Annotated in this window: 19 protein-coding genes and 1 other RNA gene; 15 read left to right on the forward strand and 5 right to left on the reverse strand. The window is 42.8% G+C overall.

Features of this window, described 5'->3' with window-relative positions; genetic code table 11:
* Positions 1 to 152: 152 nt before the first annotated feature.
* A complete protein-coding gene (gene mhpT, locus H4I94_RS00425; RefSeq protein WP_131274045.1) occupies positions 153 to 1358 on the forward strand; it encodes a 3-(3-hydroxy-phenyl)propionate transporter MhpT in 1206 nt (401 codons plus the stop codon).
* Positions 1359 to 1476: 118 nt separating this feature from the next.
* Positions 1477 to 1803, forward strand: a complete 327-nt coding sequence (locus tag H4I94_RS00430) for a hypothetical protein (RefSeq protein WP_131274044.1) — start codon at positions 1477 to 1479, stop codon at positions 1801 to 1803.
* Positions 1804 to 1872: 69 nt separating this feature from the next.
* Here the strand turns inward: H4I94_RS00430 and glnG are convergent, their stop codons facing one another.
* Both glnG and glnL read right to left on the reverse strand, forming a co-directional pair.
* Positions 1873 to 3351, reverse strand: coding sequence for a nitrogen regulation protein NR(I) (gene glnG / locus H4I94_RS00435; protein WP_261180928.1), 1479 nt, complete (start codon positions 3349 to 3351; stop codon positions 1873 to 1875).
* Entirely contained in the window at positions 3338 to 4447 is a 1110-nt protein-coding gene (gene glnL, locus H4I94_RS00440) for a nitrogen regulation protein NR(II) (protein WP_261180930.1), read from the reverse strand. The genes glnG and glnL overlap by 14 nt, the downstream gene beginning before the upstream one ends.
* 360 nt (positions 4448 to 4807) lie before the next feature.
* On the opposite strand from glnL, the gene rimO reads away from it, so the two are divergent.
* From rimO to lpxA, 12 genes are all read left to right on the forward strand, one after another.
* The gene (gene rimO / locus H4I94_RS00445) at positions 4808 to 6151 is read left to right on the forward strand and encodes a 30S ribosomal protein S12 methylthiotransferase RimO (RefSeq protein WP_261180932.1); all 1344 of its coding nucleotides are present in this window, start codon (positions 4808 to 4810) and stop codon (positions 6149 to 6151) included.
* A gap of 58 nt (positions 6152 to 6209) precedes the next feature.
* Positions 6210 to 6938: a UMP kinase gene (gene pyrH / locus H4I94_RS00450; RefSeq protein ID WP_092819385.1), complete on the forward strand. Its 729-nt coding sequence runs from the start codon at positions 6210 to 6212 to the stop codon at positions 6936 to 6938.
* Between the two features lie 78 nt (positions 6939 to 7016).
* A complete protein-coding gene (frr, locus tag H4I94_RS00455; RefSeq protein ID WP_092819386.1) occupies positions 7017 to 7571 on the forward strand; it encodes a ribosome recycling factor in 555 nt (184 codons plus the stop codon).
* Between the two features lie 6 nt (positions 7572 to 7577).
* Positions 7578 to 8330 carry a polyprenyl diphosphate synthase gene (uppS, locus tag H4I94_RS00460; RefSeq protein WP_092819387.1) on the forward strand — a complete coding sequence of 251 codons (753 nt, stop codon included), beginning with the start codon at positions 7578 to 7580 and terminating at the stop codon, positions 8328 to 8330.
* A gap of 3 nt (positions 8331 to 8333) precedes the next feature.
* On the forward strand, positions 8334 to 9158 hold the full coding sequence (locus H4I94_RS00465) for a phosphatidate cytidylyltransferase (RefSeq protein ID WP_261180934.1): 825 nt from the start codon (positions 8334 to 8336) through the stop codon (positions 9156 to 9158).
* Positions 9159 to 10355: a 1-deoxy-D-xylulose-5-phosphate reductoisomerase gene (gene ispC, locus H4I94_RS00470; RefSeq protein ID WP_261180935.1), complete on the forward strand. Its 1197-nt coding sequence runs from the start codon at positions 9159 to 9161 to the stop codon at positions 10353 to 10355.
* Positions 10356 to 10358: 3 nt separating this feature from the next.
* Positions 10359 to 11714, forward strand: a complete 1356-nt coding sequence (gene rseP, locus H4I94_RS00475) for an RIP metalloprotease RseP (RefSeq protein ID WP_261180936.1) — start codon at positions 10359 to 10361, stop codon at positions 11712 to 11714.
* 41 nt (positions 11715 to 11755) lie between these two features.
* Positions 11756 to 14263, forward strand: a complete 2508-nt coding sequence (gene bamA, locus H4I94_RS00480) for an outer membrane protein assembly factor BamA (RefSeq protein ID WP_261180937.1) — start codon at positions 11756 to 11758, stop codon at positions 14261 to 14263.
* 36 nt (positions 14264 to 14299) lie between these two features.
* Entirely contained in the window at positions 14300 to 14797 is a 498-nt protein-coding gene (locus tag H4I94_RS00485) for an OmpH family outer membrane protein (RefSeq protein WP_261180939.1), read from the forward strand.
* 3 nt (positions 14798 to 14800) lie between these two features.
* Positions 14801 to 15868 carry a UDP-3-O-(3-hydroxymyristoyl)glucosamine N-acyltransferase gene (gene lpxD / locus H4I94_RS00490; RefSeq protein ID WP_261180941.1) on the forward strand — a complete coding sequence of 356 codons (1068 nt, stop codon included), beginning with the start codon at positions 14801 to 14803 and terminating at the stop codon, positions 15866 to 15868.
* Positions 15869 to 15874: 6 nt separating this feature from the next.
* Entirely contained in the window at positions 15875 to 16360 is a 486-nt protein-coding gene (gene fabZ, locus H4I94_RS00495) for a 3-hydroxyacyl-ACP dehydratase FabZ (RefSeq protein WP_171259679.1), read from the forward strand.
* Positions 16357 to 17145: an acyl-ACP--UDP-N-acetylglucosamine O-acyltransferase gene (gene lpxA, locus H4I94_RS00500; RefSeq protein ID WP_261180943.1), complete on the forward strand. Its 789-nt coding sequence runs from the start codon at positions 16357 to 16359 to the stop codon at positions 17143 to 17145. Before fabZ ends, lpxA begins: the two co-directional genes overlap by 4 nt.
* Positions 17146 to 17191: 46 nt before the next feature.
* On the opposite strand, the gene H4I94_RS00505 is transcribed toward lpxA, so the two are convergent.
* Entirely contained in the window at positions 17192 to 18052 is an 861-nt protein-coding gene (locus H4I94_RS00505; protein ID WP_261181329.1) for a YbgF trimerization domain-containing protein, read from the reverse strand.
* Positions 18053 to 18346: 294 nt separating this feature from the next.
* Here H4I94_RS00505 and ffs point away from each other — a divergent pair.
* Positions 18347 to 18443, forward strand: an RNA gene (gene ffs, locus H4I94_RS00510) — signal recognition particle sRNA small type.
* Between the two features lie 494 nt (positions 18444 to 18937).
* On the opposite strand, the gene H4I94_RS00515 is transcribed toward ffs, so the two are convergent.
* Both H4I94_RS00515 and recA read right to left on the reverse strand, forming a co-directional pair.
* Positions 18938 to 19534, reverse strand: a complete 597-nt coding sequence (locus H4I94_RS00515) for a regulatory protein RecX (protein ID WP_261180945.1) — start codon at positions 19532 to 19534, stop codon at positions 18938 to 18940.
* A 73-nt stretch (positions 19535 to 19607) separates the two neighbouring features.
* On the reverse strand, positions 19608 to 20651 hold the full coding sequence (recA, locus tag H4I94_RS00520; protein WP_092819397.1) for a recombinase RecA: 1044 nt from the start codon (positions 20649 to 20651) through the stop codon (positions 19608 to 19610).
* Positions 20652 to 20718: the final 67 nt, after the last annotated feature.

The following is a 20718-nucleotide window of genomic DNA, read 5'->3' on the forward strand; positions in this document are numbered from 1 at the left end:
TATAATCTTTTACGTCTAATTCAATCGCTGTTTGCTAGGCTGATGCTCAATAAACCCGACCATTGTAGTGGTATTTATTTCAACAGATTGATCTGAAAATAGCGAAGCAAATTGCTGCAGGCTAATTTGCTTACTATGGACGGAGTTCAATCATGGCACAAATACAAACAGGTAAAATGCAAAAATTCTTAACGGTGTTCTTGTGTTTTTGGGTTGCATTTTTTGAGGGTTTTGATCTTCAAGCCCCGGGTATTGCAGCAAAAGGAATTGCTGAAACATTTGCTCTTGACCAGGTGCAAATGGGCTATGTATTTAGTTTGGGTGTTTTTGGGATGTTGTTTGGTGCGTTCTTTGGGGGACGTGTTGCCGACTATTTGGGACAGAAGAAAGTTTTAATGCTTTCAATTGCAATTTTCGGTCTATTTATGTCGCTTACCGCAATCGCACCGAGTGTTGAAATTTTATATGCAGCGCGCTTCTTTACTGGTCTGGGTTTGGGGGCGGCAATGCCAACCATGATTTCCGTGGTGGGAGATGAGGCGACAGAAGCCAACCGCGGCAAGCTGAACAGCTTGATGTATTGCGGATTACCGGTAGGGGCTATCTTTGTTGCAGGCTTGGCCATCTTATTTAAAGATATTTCTTGGCATACCTTGTTTTTAATTGGTGGTTTAACCCCTTTGGTTCTGTTGCCATTTATGGCGATTATTCTTAAAGACAAGCCTAAGAAAATCGCTGTTGAGCAAGTTGCAACTGAAGCTGTTCCATCTATGGTGCAGGTATTATTTAAGCATCAGCAATATAAATATACGATGCCGCTTTGGGTGGGTTTCTTCTTTACCCTGATGATCAATTATATTCTGATTAGCTGGTTACCTAATCTGCTGATGGAACAAGGCTTGGAAAAGCCACAGGCTTTCATGGTGATGCTGGTATTCCAGGTAGGCGCTGTCATTGGTACGCTGGCTTTGGGTTATTTGCTGGACCGTTTAAAATTGTGGCAGATGGCGGCAATTATCTATACTGGTTTATTTATTGCCCTTGTATTGTTATTTACCTCTACCTCTATTCCAGTACTTATTCTGGCAGGGTTTATGGGCGGGATTTTCTCGACAGGCGGACAATCAATTCTATATGGCATTTCCCCAATTTTCTATTCGGGTACAGGTAAAGTCACAGGCGTAGGCAGTGCGATTTCTTTGGGCCGATTAGGTGCAATGACAGGACCATTATTGACAGGAAAAATCTTGGCCATCGGTTTGGGAACCACGGGGATTTTAATGGCAAGTTTACCTGCCGTGGCTATCTCGGCAGTAGCAGTAACTGCACTCTCGCGTTATAAAGCCGCACATAAATAAAAGCATAACGCTTTAAAAAAGGGGGAATCTTGAGGATTCCCTTTTTTGTTGATTATTTTTAAGGATTCACTTTTGAGTTTGTTAATATAGTCGGATAGAAGACTGAATTTATAATGTTATGAGCTATCAACTGATCGAACTCGATATTCAAGCCACAGATAATATCCAATGTCCACACTGTCAGCAGCACGTGATCAATTGGGCAGAAGAACAATATATACAACCCTGCGAGCATGTATTGTTTATTGCTATGGATATTGGCTTTGAATATATGACTGATGAATTTGAGCAGACTATGCCACGTTCTGTGGATGATTTGCATGCTCATGATGATCAGGTAAATATGTTTGCCGAAATTGTCAAATCCACTTATCCTGATTATTTGATTTTTAAATCTGATCTGGGGATTGAGGGATATTTCCGCTATGTGGGTTTTACCGCATAAGTATATTGACCCCTTGAAAACCCAATAATGAAAAAGCGCCCTGAGGCGCTTTTTTATGGACAGAAAAGTTTAGCTTTCTATTTCTTCTTCTACATCATCATCGGCAGTATCCATGCCTAGTTCTTTCAGTTTGCGCGTCAGGGTGTTGCGTCCCCAGCCGAGCAATTCCGCAGCATGGCGCTTGCGACCACGGGTTTGCTGTAAAGCTGCGGTAATTAAAGTGCGTTCGAACATTGGTGTGGCAATGTCCAAAATCTTCATCTCACCATTTTTCAGTTTCTGGATGGCCCATTGACCCAATAACTCATCCCAGTGATGCAGTGAAATGCGGTCAAAGGTATTGTGTGACTGTGCATCTTCACCTGAACGCTGAATTGGAATCTGTTTTAGTTCCGAAGGCAAATCTTCAGGATAAACTTCACGGCCGGTAATCATCACCGTAAGCCAGCGACAGGTATTTTCGAGCTGACGCACGTTGCCTTGCCACGGTAGCTGTTGCATGTATTCCTGGGTTTCTGGACGCAAGATTTTAGGATTTACGCCCAGTTCTTTACCCGCACGGGCCAGAAAGTGCTGCGCCAGCATAGGGATGTCTTCACTGCGATGGGCCAGTTTAGGAATATGGATACGGATCACATTCAGGCGATGATACAAGTCTTCGCGGAAGCGTCCGTCATGCACCAGTTTTTCCAGATCCTGATGCGTTGCCGCGACAATACGCACATCGACCTTAACCGGGATATGTCCACCGACACGGTAAAACTCGCCATCTGCCAGAACACGCAGTAAACGGGTCTGGGTTTCAAAGGGCATGTCACCAATTTCATCTAGAAATAATGTACCGCCATTGGCCTGTTCAAAACGGCCTTGACGCTGCGAGTTGGCACCGGTGAATGCACCTTTTTCATGACCGAAAAGTTCGGTTTCAATCAGGTCTTTCGGAATGGCTGCCATATTCAGGGCAATAAAAGGTTTGCTGCTGCGTGGCGAATGACGGTGTAGCGCATGTGCCACCAGCTCTTTACCTGTGCCAGATTCACCGTTGATCAGTACCGTAATGTGCGACTGGGATAAACGCCCAATGGCACGGAATACTTCCTGCATGGCAGGAGATTCGCCAATAATTTCAGTCGACTGAATGGCAGGGGGGGCTTTGGCAGATTCCTGCTGCTGCAATTTGGCAATATGCAGAATGGCGCGGTTGACCAGTGCCAGGGCTTCATCAATATCAAACGGTTTAGGTAAATATTCAAAAGCACCGGTTTGGTAGCTGGAAACAGCAGATTCCAGATCTGAATGCGCAGTCATGATAATGACCGGCAAATCAGGATGAGTGCCTTTGACTTTGCCCAGGAAAGTCAGGCCATCGATGCCTGGCATGCGAATGTCGGTGAGAATCACATCGGGGGCATCTATGCTGAGCTGATCCAGTGCAGACTGTGCCTCTTCAAAGCTGGTTACGTCAAAGCCTTCTTCTTTGAAGGTTTTTTCCAAAACCCAGCGCATGGCACGATCATCATCAATGACCCATATTTTATTTCGCGACATGGTTAGACTCCCAAGGTAAATATAAGCTAAATACTGTTTTTCCTGGAACGGATTGGCATTCAATCATTCCGCTATGTTGGTGCATGATGTTTTGTGCAATGCTCAAACCGAGCCCGGTGCCTTTAGCACGTCCTGTGACTAATGGATAAAATACCGATTCCAGGATTTCTTCAGGCACACCCGGACCATTGTCTTCAATATCAATACGAACTGCCGAACGCTTTAACACCCCATTAATGGTGACAAGGCGCTGAATCCGGGTTCTTAAAATCAGTTCCGGCTGATGATCAACAAAGAATTCCTTATTTTCCATCATGGCTTGTACGGCATTGACACTGATATTGAGCATGACTTGAATGAGCTGGTCACGATCCGCCAGGACTTCGGGCAAGGACAGATCATAATCCCGGGTAATTTTGATTTTCTTTTTGGTTTGATTGGTAATCAGTGAACGCACACGTTCTAAAGGTTCATGCACATTGACCAGTTCATAACTTGGTAGCTGGCGGGAACCCAACATGGTATCGGCCAGATTACGTAAACGGTCTACTTCACTAATAATAATGTCGGTAAATTCTTCATATTGCGGATCATTCAGGCTGCGTGCCAAGAGCTGGGTGGCGCCGCGGATGCCGCCTAAAGGGTTTTTAATTTCATGGGCGACGCCACGAATCAGCTGTCTGGCCACCTGATGCTGCTGAATCAGGTTTTCTTCTTTGGATATTTTCAGCATCCGGTCAATCTGGTTCAATTCAATCAAGAGCAGCGGATGATAGGGTTTCTGCGAATTAATCAGAGATACGGTGTAATCAACATGAATATCTTTAAAATTGACACTAATGGTGGCTTCACGACGCGTATAAGGTTGTCCGGTTTTAAAGGTATTGAGCAAGGCTTCTTCAGTATTGAACTCATCATCTGGCATATGCAGCAAATTTAACACCGGCTGCCCCGCCGCACGCAGTAAACTGATGTCGAACAAGGATTCACAAGAAGAATTCAAATAAAAAATGTTCAGATGACTGTCGACCAATAAAATCGCAGTGGTTAAATTATCCACTAAAAGGCGGTAGTCGATAGCGACGGGTTGATCCATTTGCGAAAGCATCCTGTGTTAAAATAGCGCAATGGCATCTGCACTTCTTGTCATTTCTCCCTGTTATGGGACATTCAACGAGTTAAACGTGGTCGAAATAAAGCAAAATGCACGCCAACTTTGAGCATGGGTAAAAATATAAATTCTGTCGCTATAAAAGTGTGCTTTTTTGTTTTTGATAACAGAATTTCAATTCCATAGTAATAGAAATGGAATTATTAGTGAACCAAAATGGTGCGTTTGAATTATTTGCTAAAAATATAGCCGTATTTTGGTGCGCAATGTAAAGAGTCCGGATTCCACCTGTTTTTATGATTCGAAAAGACATACAATACGCGCATTATAGTGGAGCGCAGATTCATGAAATCCCCCAAAGTCGGTTTTGTTTCTTTAGGTTGTCCTAAGGCATTGGTAGATTCCGAACGAATTTTAACTCAGTTAAAGACTGAAGGTTATGATGTGGCATCGGATTATGACGGTGCCGATTTAGTTGTTGTGAATACCTGTGGTTTTATTGAATCTGCAGTACAAGAATCTTTAGATGCGATTGGCGAAGCCATGAGCGCAAACGGTCGTGTGATTGTGACTGGCTGTTTGGGTAAAGATGAAGACAAAATTCGCCAGATGCACCCGAATGTCCTCAAAGTGACAGGTGCTGCGGCATATCAGGAAGTGATGGAAGCCGTACACCAGTACGTGCCTGAACCACCAAAACATAATCCGTTTATTGATCTGGTTCCAGAACAAGGCATCCGCCTGACGCCAAAACATTATGCTTATCTGAAAATATCCGAAGGCTGCAACCATCGTTGTACTTTCTGTATTATTCCAAGCATGCGCGGTGACCTGGTATCACGTCCAGTCGGTTCTGTACTTGAAGAAGCAGCAGCGCTCAAGCGTGCAGGTGTGAAAGAAGTCCTGGTTATTTCTCAGGATACTTCCGCTTATGGTGTAGATACAAAATACAAGTTGGATTTCTGGAACGGCCAGCCGGTAAAAACCAAATTCTATGACATGTGTGAAGCATTGGGTCAGTTAGGCATCTGGGTGCGTCTGCACTATGTCTATCCATATCCGCATGTGGATGCCGTCATTGATTTGATGGCACAAGGTAAAATCTTGCCTTATCTGGATATTCCATTCCAGCATGCCAGCCCTAAAATTTTGAAACTGATGAAACGTCCGGCGCACAGTGAAAATACACTGGAGCGTTTAAAATTGTGGCGTGAAAAATGTCCGGATCTGGTGATTCGTTCAACCTTCGTGGTGGGTTTTCCGGGGGAAACCGAAGAAGATTTCCAAATTTTGTTGGAGTGGCTCAAAGAAGCCCAGCTTGATCGCGTCGGATGCTTTACTTATTCACCAGTTGAGGGCGCGACAGCAAATGACTTGCCGGATCATGTGCCGGAAGAAATCAAGCAAGACCGCTATGAACGTTTCATGCAGGTTCAGCAGGAAATTTCTGCAGCCAAACTGCAAAAACGCATTGGCCAAACCATGACTGTACTGGTGGATGATCTGGAAGAAGAATTCCCGGTAGCCGTTGCACGTTCTTATGCCGATGCGCCTGAAATTGATGGCAATGTCTTTGTTGAAGATATTGATAAAAGTCAGATTAAAGCAGGTGATTTGCTTGAAGTCGAAATTACCGATGCAGATGAATATGATTTATATGCAAAGTTAATTCGGATTAAATCAGCCTGATTTTTAATTTAACAACACGAATAAAATTTTAGATATTGAAAGATTCGGAGATTTCCTGATGTTGGACTCAAAAAAGCCCCGCTATGCACGTATTTTATTGAAACTTTCTGGTGAAGCACTGGCTGGAAATAAAGATATGGGCATTGATGCAACCGTGCTTGATCAAATGTCCCTAGCGATTGCGCACTTGGTCGGTTTGGGTGTTCAGGTGGGTATTGTGGTAGGTGGCGGTAACCTGTACCGCGGTAGCCAATTGCAAAAAGATGGTCTGGTTGGCCGTGTAACCGGTGACCAAATGGGTATGCTGGCTACGGTAATGAATGGTCTGGCATTACGTGATGCCTTGGTGCGCCGTAACATTAAAACCCGTTTAATGTCAGCACTTCCAATTGGTGCTGTGGTTGAGTCTTATTCTAGCCGTGATGCGATTCGTCATCTGACTCAAGGTGAAGTCTGCGTATTTGTTGCTGGTACAGGTAATCCGTTCTTTACTACAGATACAGCAGCCTGCTTGCGTGGTATTGAAATTGAAGCCAACCTGATCTTGAAAGCAACCAAAGTGGATGGTGTTTATAATAAAGACCCAAGCAAATACGATGATGCGGTGAAATATGAAACCCTGACTTTCGATCAGGTACTTGATGAAAAATTGGGTGTGATGGACTTGACTGCAATCTGCCTGTGCCGTGACCATAATGTGCCACTTCAAGTTTTCGACATGAACAAAGCAGGTTCATTGCTTTCAGTCGTTATGGGTGAAAAAGAAGGGACTCACGTTACGAATTAATGTACGTGAGCCTGAAAGCTCTTTATACTACACGCTATTTAGTTATTACATCTCTTAGAATTAAGTAAGGAAGATCACATGATTAACGATCTTAAAAAAGACGCTGAAGACCGTATGAACAAGACGCTTGAGTCTTTGGAGCATGGTTTTGCCAAGGTTCGTACAGGACGCGCGCATCCATCAATCTTAAACGGTGTTATGGTTCCTTACTATGGCTCGGATGTGCCATTAAACCAGGTGGCGAACGTGGGTGTTGAAGACTCGCGTACATTGCTTGTTCAGCCATTTGAGCGTTCAATGGTCTCTGCAATTGATAAAGCGATTCGTGAATCGGACTTGGGTCTTAACCCGATTACGGCTGACGCGATTCGTGTACCAATGGCGGCACTGACTGAAGAAACACGTCGTGATATGCAGAAAGTGGCACGTAATGAAGCGGAAAATGCCAAAGTCGCTATCCGTAACATTCGTCGTGACGTATTGGGTGACATCAAGGCATTGTTGAAAGAAAAAGAAATTTCTGAAGATGATGAGCGCCGTGCAGGTGATGACATCCAAAAAATCACCGATAAATTTGTTGCTGAAGTTGAAAAGCGCTTGGCTGCTAAAGAAGCTGAATTGATGAAGGTCTAAGATTTAATGACCGTATCAGAAGACAGTATGCTTCTTCCAAAACATGTTGCCATCATCATGGATGGCAACAATCGTTTTGCAAAAAAAAAGCAAATGCAAAAAGGTGCAGGCCATCGTGAAGGGAAGAATGTCCTGGATCCGATTGTTGAGCACTGTAGAAAAAATCACATTCAAGCATTAACCGTTTTTGCATTTTCCAGTGAAAACTGGAATCGTCCTCAGTTTGAGGTCGATTTACTCATGGCATTGTTGGAAGAAACCATACATGAGCAATTGCCACGGATGGAAAAATTCAATATCGCCTTACGTTTTATTGGCGACCGTTCACGTTTGTCTGATCGTTTACGCGAGTTAATGTTGCAAGCTGAACAAAGGACTGCTAAGTTCGACAGCATGACTTTAACCATTGCCATCAGTTATGGTGGTATGTGGGATATGGCTCAGGCTGCAAAACAGATTGCGGCAGACGTGTTGGCGAAAAAAATTGCGCTTGAAGATATTGATGCTGAACTGTTTGGGCAGCATGTCTGCATGGCCGATTTACCTGCTGTGGATTTACTGATCCGTACAGGGGGTGATTATCGCTTGTCGAATTTCTTGCTGTGGCAAGCGGCATATGCTGAACTATATTTTACCCCAACCTTGTGGCCTGAATTTACCGTAGAAGAATTAGATGATGCATTCGCGGTCTTTGCTGGGCGTGAACGTCGTTTTGGTAAAACTTCAGAGCAAATCCAACAAGAGAAACTTGAGAATTAATAAATGTTAGAGCGGATTATAACCGCATTGGTATTGGTAGCAGTCGTACTGAGTTGTATGTTTGCTACACAGTCTCAGTATCCAATGTTTATGCTGATGATTGTTGCAGCAGGGGTTGCAGGGTATGAGTGGTTTAAGCTTATGCCAAGAAAAAATAAAAATCTTGTTAAACCGCTAGCGTGGGTTTATGGACTTGCCACTGCTGCTTTAGCAACTTTAGCATTGTATTTTAATGATATCGCTCTGCTGCTTTGGGCTGCTTCCATTCTTTGCTGGATCTGCAGTATCTTTTGGGTTAAATCATATCCAGACTATGATGGGTGGTACAATCCCAGCTTAAAGATTATTGGATTTATTCTGGTTTCTGCTGCAGTCACTGCAATTTTCTCTGTATGGCATAGCTCGCCATGGTGGCTCATGTACCTGTTTTTACTGGTATGGGGGGCAGACAGCGGTGCCTATTTTGTTGGACGTAAACTAGGCAGGAAAAAACTTGCTCCGGATGTCAGTCCCAATAAATCGGTAGAAGGTTTGTACGGGGGTATTTTTACCGCCATGCTGATTGTTGTGGCAGTAGAAATCCTATATTTGGATTTAACCCTGGCACAACATATTTTATTTTTAATTTTATCTGTGGTTACGGTATTCAGTTCGGTTCTGGGCGACCTGTTTGAATCCATGATCAAACGTCGTGCTGGAATTAAAGATTCAGGTCGTATTCTGCCAGGGCATGGCGGGGTGCTTGACCGTATTGATTCATTGCTTGCTGCTGCTCCAATTTTTGCCGCAGGCATGTATATTTTAAAATTTATTGGTGTAGATCTATAGATGTCACAATCTGTTTGTATATTAGGTGTAACGGGTTCAATTGGTCAAAGTACCTTAAAAGTTCTGCAACAGCATCCTGAAAAGTATTCTGTTTTTGCAGTCACGGCGCATAGCCGAATTTTAGAGCTTGTTGAAATATGCAAACAGTACCGACCAAAAGTCGTGGTTGTTCCTTCCAGTCGGGTTAAGGAATTACAGCAATATTTTCATGATCAGTGCTTAACTGATATTGAAATTTTAACTGATGAAGCAGGCTTGATTGCTGTTGCCGAACATGCAGATGTGGATGTAGTGATGGCGGCAATCGTCGGTGCTGCGGGCTTATTGCCGACCTTGGCTGCGGTTAAAGCCGGTAAGCGTGTCTTGCTGGCCAATAAAGAAGCCCTGGTAATGTCGGGTGACATCATGATGCAGGCAGCACACGATTATCAGGCTGAATTGTTACCTGTTGATTCTGAACACAATGCTATTTTCCAGTGCTTGCCTGCGGGTTATTTTCAGGCAGAGCGCAATGGACAGCCGAAACAGGGTGTGTCGCGCATTCTGTTGACTGCATCTGGCGGGCCATTTTTAAACCATAGTCTGGAGCAACTGCAAAGCGTAACGCCTGCACAGGCCTGCAAGCATCCGAACTGGTCTATGGGGCAGAAAATTTCTGTTGATTCAGCAACTTTAATGAATAAAGGCTTGGAGCTGATTGAAGCCTGTCATCTTTTTGCAATTTCAGAACAGTTTGTAACAGTGGTGGTACATCCACAGAGTATCATTCATTCTATGGTTCAATATGTGGATGGGTCGACTTTGGCACAAATGGGCAATCCTGATATGTGTACGCCAATTGCGCATGCACTTGCATGGCCAGAGCGTATTCAAACCCATGTGCCTGCACTCAACCTGTTTGCCAATCAGCAACTGGATTTTCAGGAGCCTGATACACTGCGTTTTCCGGCATTAAAGCTTGCGCGTCAAGCCATGCAAACGGGTGGCTTGGCTCCTGCAATTCTAAATGCTGCCAATGAGATTGCTGTGGCTGCCTTCTTGAAAAACGATATTGGCTTTACAGAAATTTCTCAAGTGGTGGAACAGACTCTAAATCAGGTTGAAGGTGGTGCTGCAGAATCGATTGAACGTATTTTACAGGTCGATCAAATGGCCCGTTCTGCTGCCCAGCAAATTGTCATCAATAAAGGAAGCTAAAATATGAGTGCCTTGTTTATTATTGTGGCAGCAATTTTACTCCTGGGACCGCTCATTGCGATTCACGAGTTTGGACATTATATTGTTGCCCGTAAACTGGGTGTTAAAGTTTTAGTTTATTCGATTGGCTTTGGTCCCACATTACTCAAGTGGACCTCAAAAAAATCGGGCATTCAATATCAGCTTTCAGCCTTGCCATTAGGTGGCTATGTAAAAATGCTGGATGAACGGGAAGGTCAGGTTGCCGAGGAAGATTTACCTAAAGCATTTAACCGTCAGCATCCCTGGAAACGGATTGCGATTGTTGCTGCAGGGCCGTTAATCAATCTGGTTTTTGCAGTGTTGTTGTTCTGGGTTTTGTTTATTCCATCGCAAGAACAATTGAACACCCGTGTAGGTAAAGTGTTACCAGATACACCAGCTGCGACAGTTCAAATGCAGGTTGGTGACAAAATTACAACAGTTGACGGAACGCCAGTCACAACCTGGGAAAAGTTAAATTTTGCCTTGGTGGACCGTGTTGGTGAAACCGGTTCAATTGAAATTCAGGCAGACCGTCACGGTCAGTTGCAAACCTTTCACTTGCCTATCCAGAACTTCCTCAAAAATCAGAACCAGTCTGCATTAGACAGTTTGGGCTTTTTGCCATACCGTCCACATATTGCTCCCGTGGTCAGTAAGTTAAGTGAAGATGGTGCGGCCATTCGTCAAGGAATGAAAGAAGGTGATAAAATTGTGGCCATTGATGGCGTGAAAATGAATGACTGGTTCGATGTGGTGAATATTGTCCAGGCTTCCCCAGAAAAATTATTAAAAATAGATGTATTACGTCAAAATCAACTGGTACATTTACAGGTGATGCCACAAGCCAAACGTGACAGCATGGGTAATGTTTCAGGTATGCTTGGTGTACAAAATGCCCCTGGAAAAATAACCATTCCGGAAGAATATAAGCAAACCATTCAATACAGCCCGACTGAAGCACTGGTGATGGCTGTTGATAAAACGGGTCAAATTTCAGGTATGATCTTGAATTCGATCGTCAAAATGGTACGTGGTTTAATTGGGCTGGACAATTTATCTGGACCAATCACTATTGCTAAAGTCGCAGGGCAAAGTGCGGAAATGGGTTGGCAAACCTTTATCTCATTTATGGCTTTAATGAGCGTGAGTTTGGGTATTTTAAATTTATTGCCTATACCAATGCTGGATGGTGGACATTTGGTTTACTATGTGATTGAGTTAATTCGTGGTAAACCTGTTTCTGAACAAATACAATTGGTTGGTTTAAAAATTGGTATGGTACTGCTCGGTAGCATGATGCTCCTTGCATTATTCAATGACTTCATGCGTTTATAACAACGTAGATATGTAATAAATTAACATCGGAAAAGACTGGCATGCAGCACACACATTTATTTATGCCTTTGGCACTCGTTAGTGCAATGGCAGCAGTACAACAAGTATATGCAGCAGATGAATTCATTGTCCGCGATATCAAAATTGACGGACTTGTTCGCTTAACGCCAGAAAATGTTTATGGGATGTTGCCTGTCAATGCTGGCGATCGTGTCAATGATGCGACCATTGCAAATGCCATTCGTGCTTTGTATGCCACAGGCCTGTTTGATGATATCAAGGCATCACAACAAGCAGATACGCTTGTTTTTACCGTGGTAGAACGTCCGGTTATTTCCAAGGTCGAGTTTAAGGGAAATAAACTTATTCCTAAAGAAGCCCTGGAAGAAGGGCTTAAAAAGATGGGGATTGCAGAAGGCGAGGTTTTGAAAAAATCTGCTTTGCAAACCATCGAAACTGAACTTGAACAGCAGTATATGCAGCAAGGTCGTTACGATGCCGATGTTAAGGTAATCACGACTGCCAGACCGAATAACCGTGTTGATTTAACCATTGATTTTGTTGAAGGTAAGGCAGCCAAAGTTGTTGATATCAACATTATTGGCAATACTGTTTTTAAAGAAAGCGAAATCAAGCAGGCTTTTGCGGTTAAAGAAAGCGGCTGGAGTTCAATTGTTACCCGAAATGACCGTTATGCGCGTGAAAAGATGGCAGCCAGCCTTGAAGCTTTGCGTGCCTTGTATTTAAACAAGGGTTATATCAATTTCAATATCACCAACTCAAGTTTGAACTTGAGTGAAGATAAAAAGAATATCTTTGTCGAAGTGTCTGTAGATGAAGGCGAGCAATTCAAATTTGGCCAAAGCAAGTTCTTGGGTGATGCTCTTTACCAGCCTGAAGAATTAAAAACGCTGCAAATCTATAAAGATGGCGAGATTTATTCGCAAGAAAAAGTCAATGCAGTCAAACAGCTGTTACTGCGCAAGTATGGTAATGCCGGTTATTACTATGCTGAAGTCAATATTGTTCCTGAAATTAATAAAGAAACCAAACTGGTTGATTTGAATTATTATATTAATCCGGGTCAACAAGTTACGGTGCGTCGTATCAATTTTACCGGTAATACCAAAACTGCCGATGAAGTATTGCGTCGTGAAATGCGCCAGATGGAAGGTGCATTGGCGAGCAATGAAAAAATTGATTTGTCTAAAGTCCGTCTGGAGCGTACAGGTTTCTTTAAAACGGTTGATATTAAACCGGCACGTATTCCGAATGTTCCTGATCAGGTAGATCTGAACGTCAATGTTGAAGAGCAGCATTCAGGTACCAGTACACTGGCAGTCGGTTTCTCGCAAAGTGGTGGTGTAACCTTCCAGGCGGGCTTAAGTCAAACCAACTTCCTGGGTACGGGTAATAGCGTTTCGATTGATTTATCCCGTTCAGAAACACAAGATTATTATAATTTAAGTGTAACCGATCCGTACTTCACCATTGATGGGGTGCGTCGCGGTTATAACATGTACTACCGTAAAACCAAGCTGGATAATGACTATAACGTCAATAACTATGTGACGGACAGTTTTGGTGGCGGTATCAACTTTGGTTATCCAATTGATGAAAACCAGAGTGTCAGTGCAGGTTTAAATATCGACCAGACAGAAGTAACGACTGGTCCATACGTTTCGACTTACGTTCGCGATTATTTGTTAGCGAATGGCGGTAAAGCGACTGGTACAGGTACTGGATGCAGTGTTGCTCTAGTTCAAGATCCGGCAACAGGGCTATTTTCTTGTCCTGCAGGATCAGAACTTCCATTTGACAATAAGTTTAATGGTGATTTCTTAACCTATAATCTCAATTTAGGTTGGTCTTACAATACTTTAAACCGACCTGTCTTCCCGACATCAGGTATGTCACATCGTGTGAATGGTGAAATTGCATTGCCAGGCAGTGATGTGGAATATCAAAAAATCACTTATGATGCCCAAGCCTTCCAGCCTTTAGGTAAGGGCTTTGTACTGCGTGGTTATGGTAAGCTGGGCTATGGTAATGACCTGCCATTCTATAAAAACTTCTATGCTGGTGGTTTTGGCTCGGTTCGTGGTTATGACAACAGTACATTAGGTCCTAAATATCCTGGCGTGACCTTTAATGAAACTCAAACCCAAGATTATGATCCTGAAGAAGTGGGTGGTAATGCTCTAGTTCAATTTGGTGCCGAGCTTGCATTACCTTTACCATTTAAAGGGGATTGGACACGTCAGGTTCGTCCAGTGCTGTTTGCTGAAGGTGCACAGGTATTTGATACTCAGTGTGATATTCCAAAAGGAAACTTATACCTGAATTCGAGTAATACTCAAGTCAATGCGAAACAGTATTGTGAAGATAACTTCGGCTTTGATGCAGGCAATATGCGTTATAGCGTAGGTGCAGGTTTTACCTGGATTACCATGATTGGGCCATTATCTCTCAGCTATGCTTATCCGTTAAATGAAAAAGACGGCGATAATACTAAAAATATCCAGTTTGAGATTGGTCGTACTTTCTAAGTGCGACCTTCAATGGGTTTAAAAAAGGATATTTGCATGAAAAAAATATTAATGAGCCTGGTTTTTGCTGGTTTGGCGAGTACCTCAGTGGTACATGCTGCGGGTTATGGCGTGGTTGATCTGGAAAGAGTGGTCGAAAACAGCATGTATTTAAAACAGCAGAACGTTTCTTTACAGCAAAAGGTCAAGCCGCAAACCACCAAGCTGGAACAGTTGGCTAAAGAGCTGGAAGCTCTACAGCAACGTGCTCAGCAAACGCCTAATTTATCCGATGCTGAAAAGCAGAAAATGTCTGCACAATTTCAGGCGCAGCTAAAAGAGTTTAATACGCTGCAACAAAGCGTACAGACAACCGTTCAATCTACGATTCAGCTGATGAACAAGACTTTAGGGGATCGAGTCAAGCAAGTAGCAGAACAATTGCGTAAAGAAAACAACTTGGATATTGTTTTGAATAAAAATTCCGCGCTTGCTTATGACCCTAAATATGATTTAACTGATAAAATGATTCAAAAGGTTAACGTTATTAAGTAATCAATGAATCCTAAACAATTTCGCTTAGAAGATCTCGCCCGTTTAGTACAAGGCGAGCACGTAGGTCAATCTGATTTAATCTTGGAAGGATTGGCCAGCTTAGATGCGGCTCAAGCGAAACATATTGCATTTGTAAACGCTGATAAATATCTGGATCAGGCACGTGCTTCAAAAGCAGGTGCCTTGATTGTTACTTCAACTCTAAAAAATCAGTTAGATACGCACAATAATTTTATTGTAGTGGATAATCCTTATCTTGCTTTTGCCATCCTGACCCATGTATTTGAAAAGAAAAATCAGCATCAGGGAATAGAAAGTACAGCACAAATTCATCCTTCAGCCATGATCGCCGATAGTGCCTATATCGGGCATTATGTTGTTATTGGTGAGCATTGCGTAGTGGGTGATCATACCATTATTCAGTCACACGTTAAAATTGATGATGATGTTGAAATTGGTCAGCACTGCTTTATTGATTCACATGTCACTTTAACCGGTGAGACAAAAATCGGTGACCGTGTCCGTATTCATGCCAATACCGTGATTGGCGGAGAAGGCTTCGGTTTTGCGCCTTACCAAGGTAAATGGCATCGTATTGCACAATTGGGTTCAGTTAAAATCGGTAATGATGTCCGAATTGGGTCAAATTGCAGCATAGACCGCGGTGCACTCGATGACACTATTCTGGAAGATGGGGTTATTATTGATAATCTTGTGCAAATTGCCCACAACGTAAAAATTGGTGCAAATACAGCCCTGGCTGCAAAATGTGGTATTGCCGGAAGTACCACAATTGGCAAAAACTGTGTATTGGCTGGGGCAGTTGGGGTAGTAGGCCATATTAATATCGCCGATAACGTGACGATTACCGGGATGTCAATGGTCACAAAAAGTATTTCTGAGGCGGGAAGCTATTCTTCAGGTACACCAATGCTGGAAAGTTTGCACTGGAAACGGGCTGCGGTACGCTTTAAACAATTAGCAGATGTGCCATTGACCCAATTACTCAAACGGCTTGATCATATACAGGCTCAAATCGAGTCCCTTGAATCAACTTTTAAGCGTAAATAGATTATGATGACTGAGTCGAATACTGCTGCATTTACGAAGCCTGAATTGCCAATGTATATTCAACAAATTCGTGAATATTTACCTCACCGCTATCCTTTCTTATTGGTCGACCGTATTGTTGAAGTGACTGATAATGGCATTGTGGGCTATAAGAATGTTTCAATCAACGAAGAGTTTTTACAGGGACATTTTCCGGATTATCCGATTATGCCAGGTGTTTTGATTGTTGAAGCATTAGCTCAAGTCTCTGGTATACTTGGCTTTATCATGAATAATGAAAAACCGGGTCCAGGTTCATTGTTTCTTTTTGCGGGCGCTGAAAAAGTCCGTTTTAAAAAACAGGTCGTTGCTGGTGACCAATTGGTATTAAAAGCAGAATTGGTTATGCACAAACGTGGCATTTACAAATATAATTGTATAGCCACAGTGGATGGCGTTGTAGCAACAACCGCGGAAATTATGGTTTCGCATCAGAAAATAGAGCAGGCATGAGTAAAAACGATTTAATTCACCCAACCGCCATTATTGACTCATCTGCAGTCATTGCTGCAGATGTACAAATTGGTCCTTATTGTATTATTGGGCCACAGGTCACCATTGGTGAGGGCACCAAGCTGCATTCACATGTAGTGGTTGGTGGCTATACTCGTATTGGGAAGAACAACGAAATATTCCAGTTTGCGAGTGTGGGTGAAGTTTGTCAGGATTTAAAATATGCTGGCGAAGAAACCTGGCTTGAAATCGGCGATCATAACTCAATTCGCGAGCATAGCAGCTTGCATCGTGGTACTGTTCAAGATCAAGGACTTACCAAAATTGGTAGCCATAATTTATTGATGGTCAATACTCACATTGCACATGACTGTGTGGTGGGCGATCATAATATTTTTGCCAATAATGTCGGTATTGCTGGGCATGTACATATTGGCGATTATGTGGTTGTTGGTGGAAACTCGGGTATTCATCAATTCTGCAAAATCGATTCTTATAGCATGATTGGTGGTGCTTCGTTAATTTTAAAAGATGTGCCTGCTTATGTCATGGTATCTGGTAATCCAGCGCATGCTTTTGCAATGAATGTTGAAGGCATGCGTCGTAAAGGCTGGTCTAAAAATGTCATCCAGGCATTACGTCAAGCCTTTAAATTGATTTATAAAGAAGGTTTAACCACTGAACAGGCAATTCAGCAGATTCGTGAAGATATTTTGCCAGAAGCGCCAGAAGCACAGCTATTGATTGATTCTTTAGAGCAATCCAAACGCGGTATTGTTCGTTAATCGAATCTATTGTTATAAAAAAGACACCTGTTAAGGTGTCTTTTTTTTATTGTTTTAAATATCCCACTTCTTCAGATTTGGGATAATTTTTTTGCAGTTTGGTTTTAAGCTGGTTGGCAAGCGTTGTATTGTGATCGACATCTTTGGCTATATTGTAGAGTTGATATAAAGAGCGTGATGCCTTTGCAGAATTGGGATATTGATTGACCACAATATTGTAGTTCTTTTTCGCTTCTGCATAATTGGTCGGTTCAATGGCCAGATTAAATTCAGCGAGCCAGAAATAAGCATTACTGATGTAGACACTATTAGGATTATTCTTGATAAAGTTTTGCATTGGAGCAATGGCTTTTTTGGCACCGCCTTGTTTATAAGCATCCAGCGCTACAGTATAGGCTGCTTTATCCAGTTCAGCTGAAGAGGGTTGAGCACTGGCAGGAGAGGCCTGTTTTGCTGGGACAGAAGCCGCTTGCTTGGCGGTGGTATTCGAGGCTACTGGGGCTGGGCTGTTTGTGCTGCTGGGAGAAGTATCCTGTTGGTTATCCTCCTCTGGAGCTGCACTTTCTGGATCCACTTTTTGTTGCAGCAGCTCGAGCCGCTGATCCAGATCGGTATAGCGATTGGTCAGCTCGTGTTTCAGCTGTTCAATTTCGTTGTCCTGTTCTTCAATTTTTCCTCGCAATGTGCGAAGGTCATTTTCTAATTGCTGGTTTTTCTGCATGAGTTGCCAATTCAGATTGGTGGGTACATTGGCAACTGCTGCACCTGAATTGATGGCGACATTATTGGCGCTGAGGTCAATGCTGTTGTTTTGACTCAAGCCGCGTGATTCAATCGGGACATTGGCATAAAGTGAAGCGGAACCCAACAGGGTGAGTACACATAAAGCATGCTGTTTGAGCATCATAAAAACATCCATTTTGTATTTTTCGGTACTTTCTAAACGCAAGATTTTAGAGCGTGACCATTTAAAAGACATGACGACATTAAAAACGTCCGGCCCATGAAATGCAATATGTGTTTACAATCTTGTCATAGTTTTAAAGTAATTGATTGTGCAGATAAAAAACATCTAAAAATGCTGTTTTTAATCAATATTGTTTTTTTAATAATCAAATAAAAGCAATGTTGCTGGAAAACAGCTTGGAGTACTTGCAAGTTAACTAAAAATCTCTATACTCTGTTCTTGCAATGGTAGCCCTGCCGGTTACTTCGCAATTGTACTCTACGAACCCCGCCAGGACCGGAAGGTAGCAACGGTAGTAGAACTATAATGTGCCGAAGCTTTGCTGGTAGGGTTGCCACCATATTTATAATTAAAAAATAATTTAACCTGCCTTCCTTTTGTCTGATCTATTATTCTATATTTTAAAATTACACATCGAATTTTCTATGTGATAGTGATGCTTATTTCTATTTTGATTGCGCTGTTACTTATTCGATTGCAAACCCTTTGGATTAAGATTTTCATTGTTTAGCACTACTATTTGCTTTTTATCCTGCTTTTATATCATTCATTTATGGGGTTATAGAATTCTTTGAGATGATCAACATTTAACGATTCGTGGTTTAAAAACGATAATCATTGACTCAGCGCAAATCGAGGCAATTGATGAACGCATAGTAAATGGATTTAGTCACATCAATCTTTATTTAAAAAGACAAAACAGTCCTAAAATCAGACTTTATGAATATTTGGAGTAATATGATGAGCTTCGTCGTTATTTTCTAACGAACTATTCATCTCGTGAGCGGGATTGACCCAAATTTCGAATTTTACGAATGCAGAGGATTAATCCTCAGCTTTGCGGCTAATCGCTTGCATAATCGCATCCATTTCAAACCCGCGATACATCAAAAAGCGTATTTGCTTGGCTTTCAGTTTTGGCTCTTTTTCAACCTCCAGACCGAATTTTTTCACTTTCAGTTGATAGGCCTGTTCATTCCAGTCGGTTTCTTTCAATTCATCCTGAATCAGACTGCTATCAATTTTTTTTGATTTTAACGCCATCTTGATGCGGTTTGGACCTTTACCTTTACGTTTCTGGCTCGACAGCAGCGTTTCAGCGACACGTTGGTCACTCTGGTAATTTTCTTTTGCCAGTTCATCCACCAGTTTTAGCACTTCACCGCGATCCAGGGCATAAAGTGCAAGTTTCTCGATCAAATCTGCCTTTGAGTATTCCTTACGGGTCAATACGGCAAAAGCGTAGGAGCGTAAGCGTGTGCCCGTCAGGCCTTGAGGTTTGGGCTGGGTTTCAGTTTCAAAGTGCAAAGCATCTGAGTCTTGAGATGGATTCGAACAGACGGGCAATTCGCCAGGCGACTCATCAAATTGTTGCTTGAGTGCTGCGTAATCCAGCATGTTGGGAAATTTGGGATTGCTCATAAGGTGGTCTATCGCATCAAATATAAAACGCCCCGTAGGGCGTTTTACAGTTTAACTTTTATTGTGCTGGAAATTAAGCATCTAAAAAGTCTGGTTCAGCTTCGTCATGGTCTTCTGCCGGTGCTGTACCGGTAGTGAGGAGCTGTTCACGGATCAGTTTTTCAACTTCCACTGCAATTTGTGGATTTTCTTCCAGATGGCGAATGACGTTGTTTTTACCTTGGCCGATTTTATCGCCCTGATAAGAATACCATGCACCCGCTTTCTGGATGATCTCTTGCTGTACAGCCAGGTCGATCAATTCGCCTAAATGGTTCACGCCTTTACCATACAAAATCTGGAACACGGCTTCTTTAAATGGAGGAGCCATCTTGTTCTTCACGACTTTTACGCGGGTTTCGGAACCGATGATTTCATCACCTTCTTTCACCTGGCCAATACGGCGGATATCCAGACGTACAGAAGCGTAGAATTTAAGCGCATTACCACCCGTAGTGGTTTCAGGGCTACCAAACATCACGCCAATCTTCATACGGATCTGGTTAATGAAGATTACCATGCAGTTAGAACGTTTTGCATTACCGGTGATTTTACGCAGTGCCTGGCTCATTAAACGGGCTTGCAGACCCATGTGCGAGTCACCCATTTCACCTTCAATTTCCGCGCGTGGCGTTAAGGCTGCAACGGAGTCGACCACAATCAGGTCAATCGCGCCAGAGCGTACCAGCATGTCGGCAATTTCCAGTGCCTGTTCACCATTGTCAGGCTGTGATACCAACAGATTGTCGATATCTACCCCTAACTTGCGGGCATATTGCGGATCAAGCGCATGTTCGGCATCGATGAAGGCACATGTACCGCCCGCTTTTTGACATTCTGCAATCGCCTGTAACGTCATGGTAGTTTTACCTGAAGATTCAGGACCGTAGATCTCAACGATACGGCCTTTAGGTAGACCGCCAATACCCAGTGCGATATCCAGGGTTAAAGAACCTGTAGAGACCGCTTCAACGGCTTGTACAGTATTGTCACCAAGGCGCATTACTGTATTTTTACCAAACTGTTTTTCAATCTGGCTTAGGGCAGCATTCAGCGCCTTGCTTTTATTATCATCCATCTCACAACCTCAAAACGATGTCACCAAAATATTCACTTAAGTGGATGTGTTGCTTTCAAACGTGTTC

The sequence above is a fragment of the Acinetobacter sp. T_3_1 genome (assembly GCF_025377055.1).
Classification (GTDB): Bacteria; Pseudomonadota; Gammaproteobacteria; order Pseudomonadales; family Moraxellaceae; genus Acinetobacter; species Acinetobacter kookii.

What these genes read in the sequence shown, in the direction of transcription:
- H4I94_RS00430 (WP_131274044.1), top strand. Translation starts at nt 1,477, where the DNA reads ATGAGCTATCAACTGATCGAACTCGATATTCAAGCCACAGATAATATC.
- bamA (WP_261180937.1), top strand. Translation starts at nt 11,756, where the DNA reads ATGCAGCACACACATTTATTTATGCCTTTGGCACTCGTTAGTGCAATG.
- fabZ (WP_171259679.1), top strand. Translation starts at nt 15,875, where the DNA reads ATGACTGAGTCGAATACTGCTGCATTTACGAAGCCTGAATTGCCAATG.
- frr (WP_092819386.1), top strand. Translation starts at nt 7,017, where the DNA reads ATGATTAACGATCTTAAAAAAGACGCTGAAGACCGTATGAACAAGACG.
- rimO (WP_261180932.1), top strand. Translation starts at nt 4,808, where the DNA reads ATGAAATCCCCCAAAGTCGGTTTTGTTTCTTTAGGTTGTCCTAAGGCA.
- ispC (WP_261180935.1), top strand. Translation starts at nt 9,159, where the DNA reads ATGTCACAATCTGTTTGTATATTAGGTGTAACGGGTTCAATTGGTCAA.
- H4I94_RS00505 (WP_261181329.1), bottom strand. Translation starts at nt 18,052, where the DNA reads ATGATGCTCAAACAGCATGCTTTATGTGTACTCACCCTGTTGGGTTCC.
- mhpT (WP_131274045.1), top strand. Translation starts at nt 153, where the DNA reads ATGGCACAAATACAAACAGGTAAAATGCAAAAATTCTTAACGGTGTTC.
- glnL (WP_261180930.1), bottom strand. Translation starts at nt 4,447, where the DNA reads ATGGATCAACCCGTCGCTATCGACTACCGCCTTTTAGTGGATAATTTA.
- H4I94_RS00485 (WP_261180939.1), top strand. Translation starts at nt 14,300, where the DNA reads ATGAAAAAAATATTAATGAGCCTGGTTTTTGCTGGTTTGGCGAGTACC.
- recA (WP_092819397.1), bottom strand. Translation starts at nt 20,651, where the DNA reads ATGGATGATAATAAAAGCAAGGCGCTGAATGCTGCCCTAAGCCAGATT.
- H4I94_RS00465 (WP_261180934.1), top strand. Translation starts at nt 8,334, where the DNA reads ATGTTAGAGCGGATTATAACCGCATTGGTATTGGTAGCAGTCGTACTG.
- H4I94_RS00515 (WP_261180945.1), bottom strand. Translation starts at nt 19,534, where the DNA reads ATGAGCAATCCCAAATTTCCCAACATGCTGGATTACGCAGCACTCAAG.
- glnG (WP_261180928.1), bottom strand. Translation starts at nt 3,351, where the DNA reads ATGTCGCGAAATAAAATATGGGTCATTGATGATGATCGTGCCATGCGC.
- lpxD (WP_261180941.1), top strand. Translation starts at nt 14,801, where the DNA reads ATGAATCCTAAACAATTTCGCTTAGAAGATCTCGCCCGTTTAGTACAA.
- uppS (WP_092819387.1), top strand. Translation starts at nt 7,578, where the DNA reads ATGACCGTATCAGAAGACAGTATGCTTCTTCCAAAACATGTTGCCATC.
- rseP (WP_261180936.1), top strand. Translation starts at nt 10,359, where the DNA reads ATGAGTGCCTTGTTTATTATTGTGGCAGCAATTTTACTCCTGGGACCG.
- lpxA (WP_261180943.1), top strand. Translation starts at nt 16,357, where the DNA reads ATGAGTAAAAACGATTTAATTCACCCAACCGCCATTATTGACTCATCT.
- pyrH (WP_092819385.1), top strand. Translation starts at nt 6,210, where the DNA reads ATGTTGGACTCAAAAAAGCCCCGCTATGCACGTATTTTATTGAAACTT.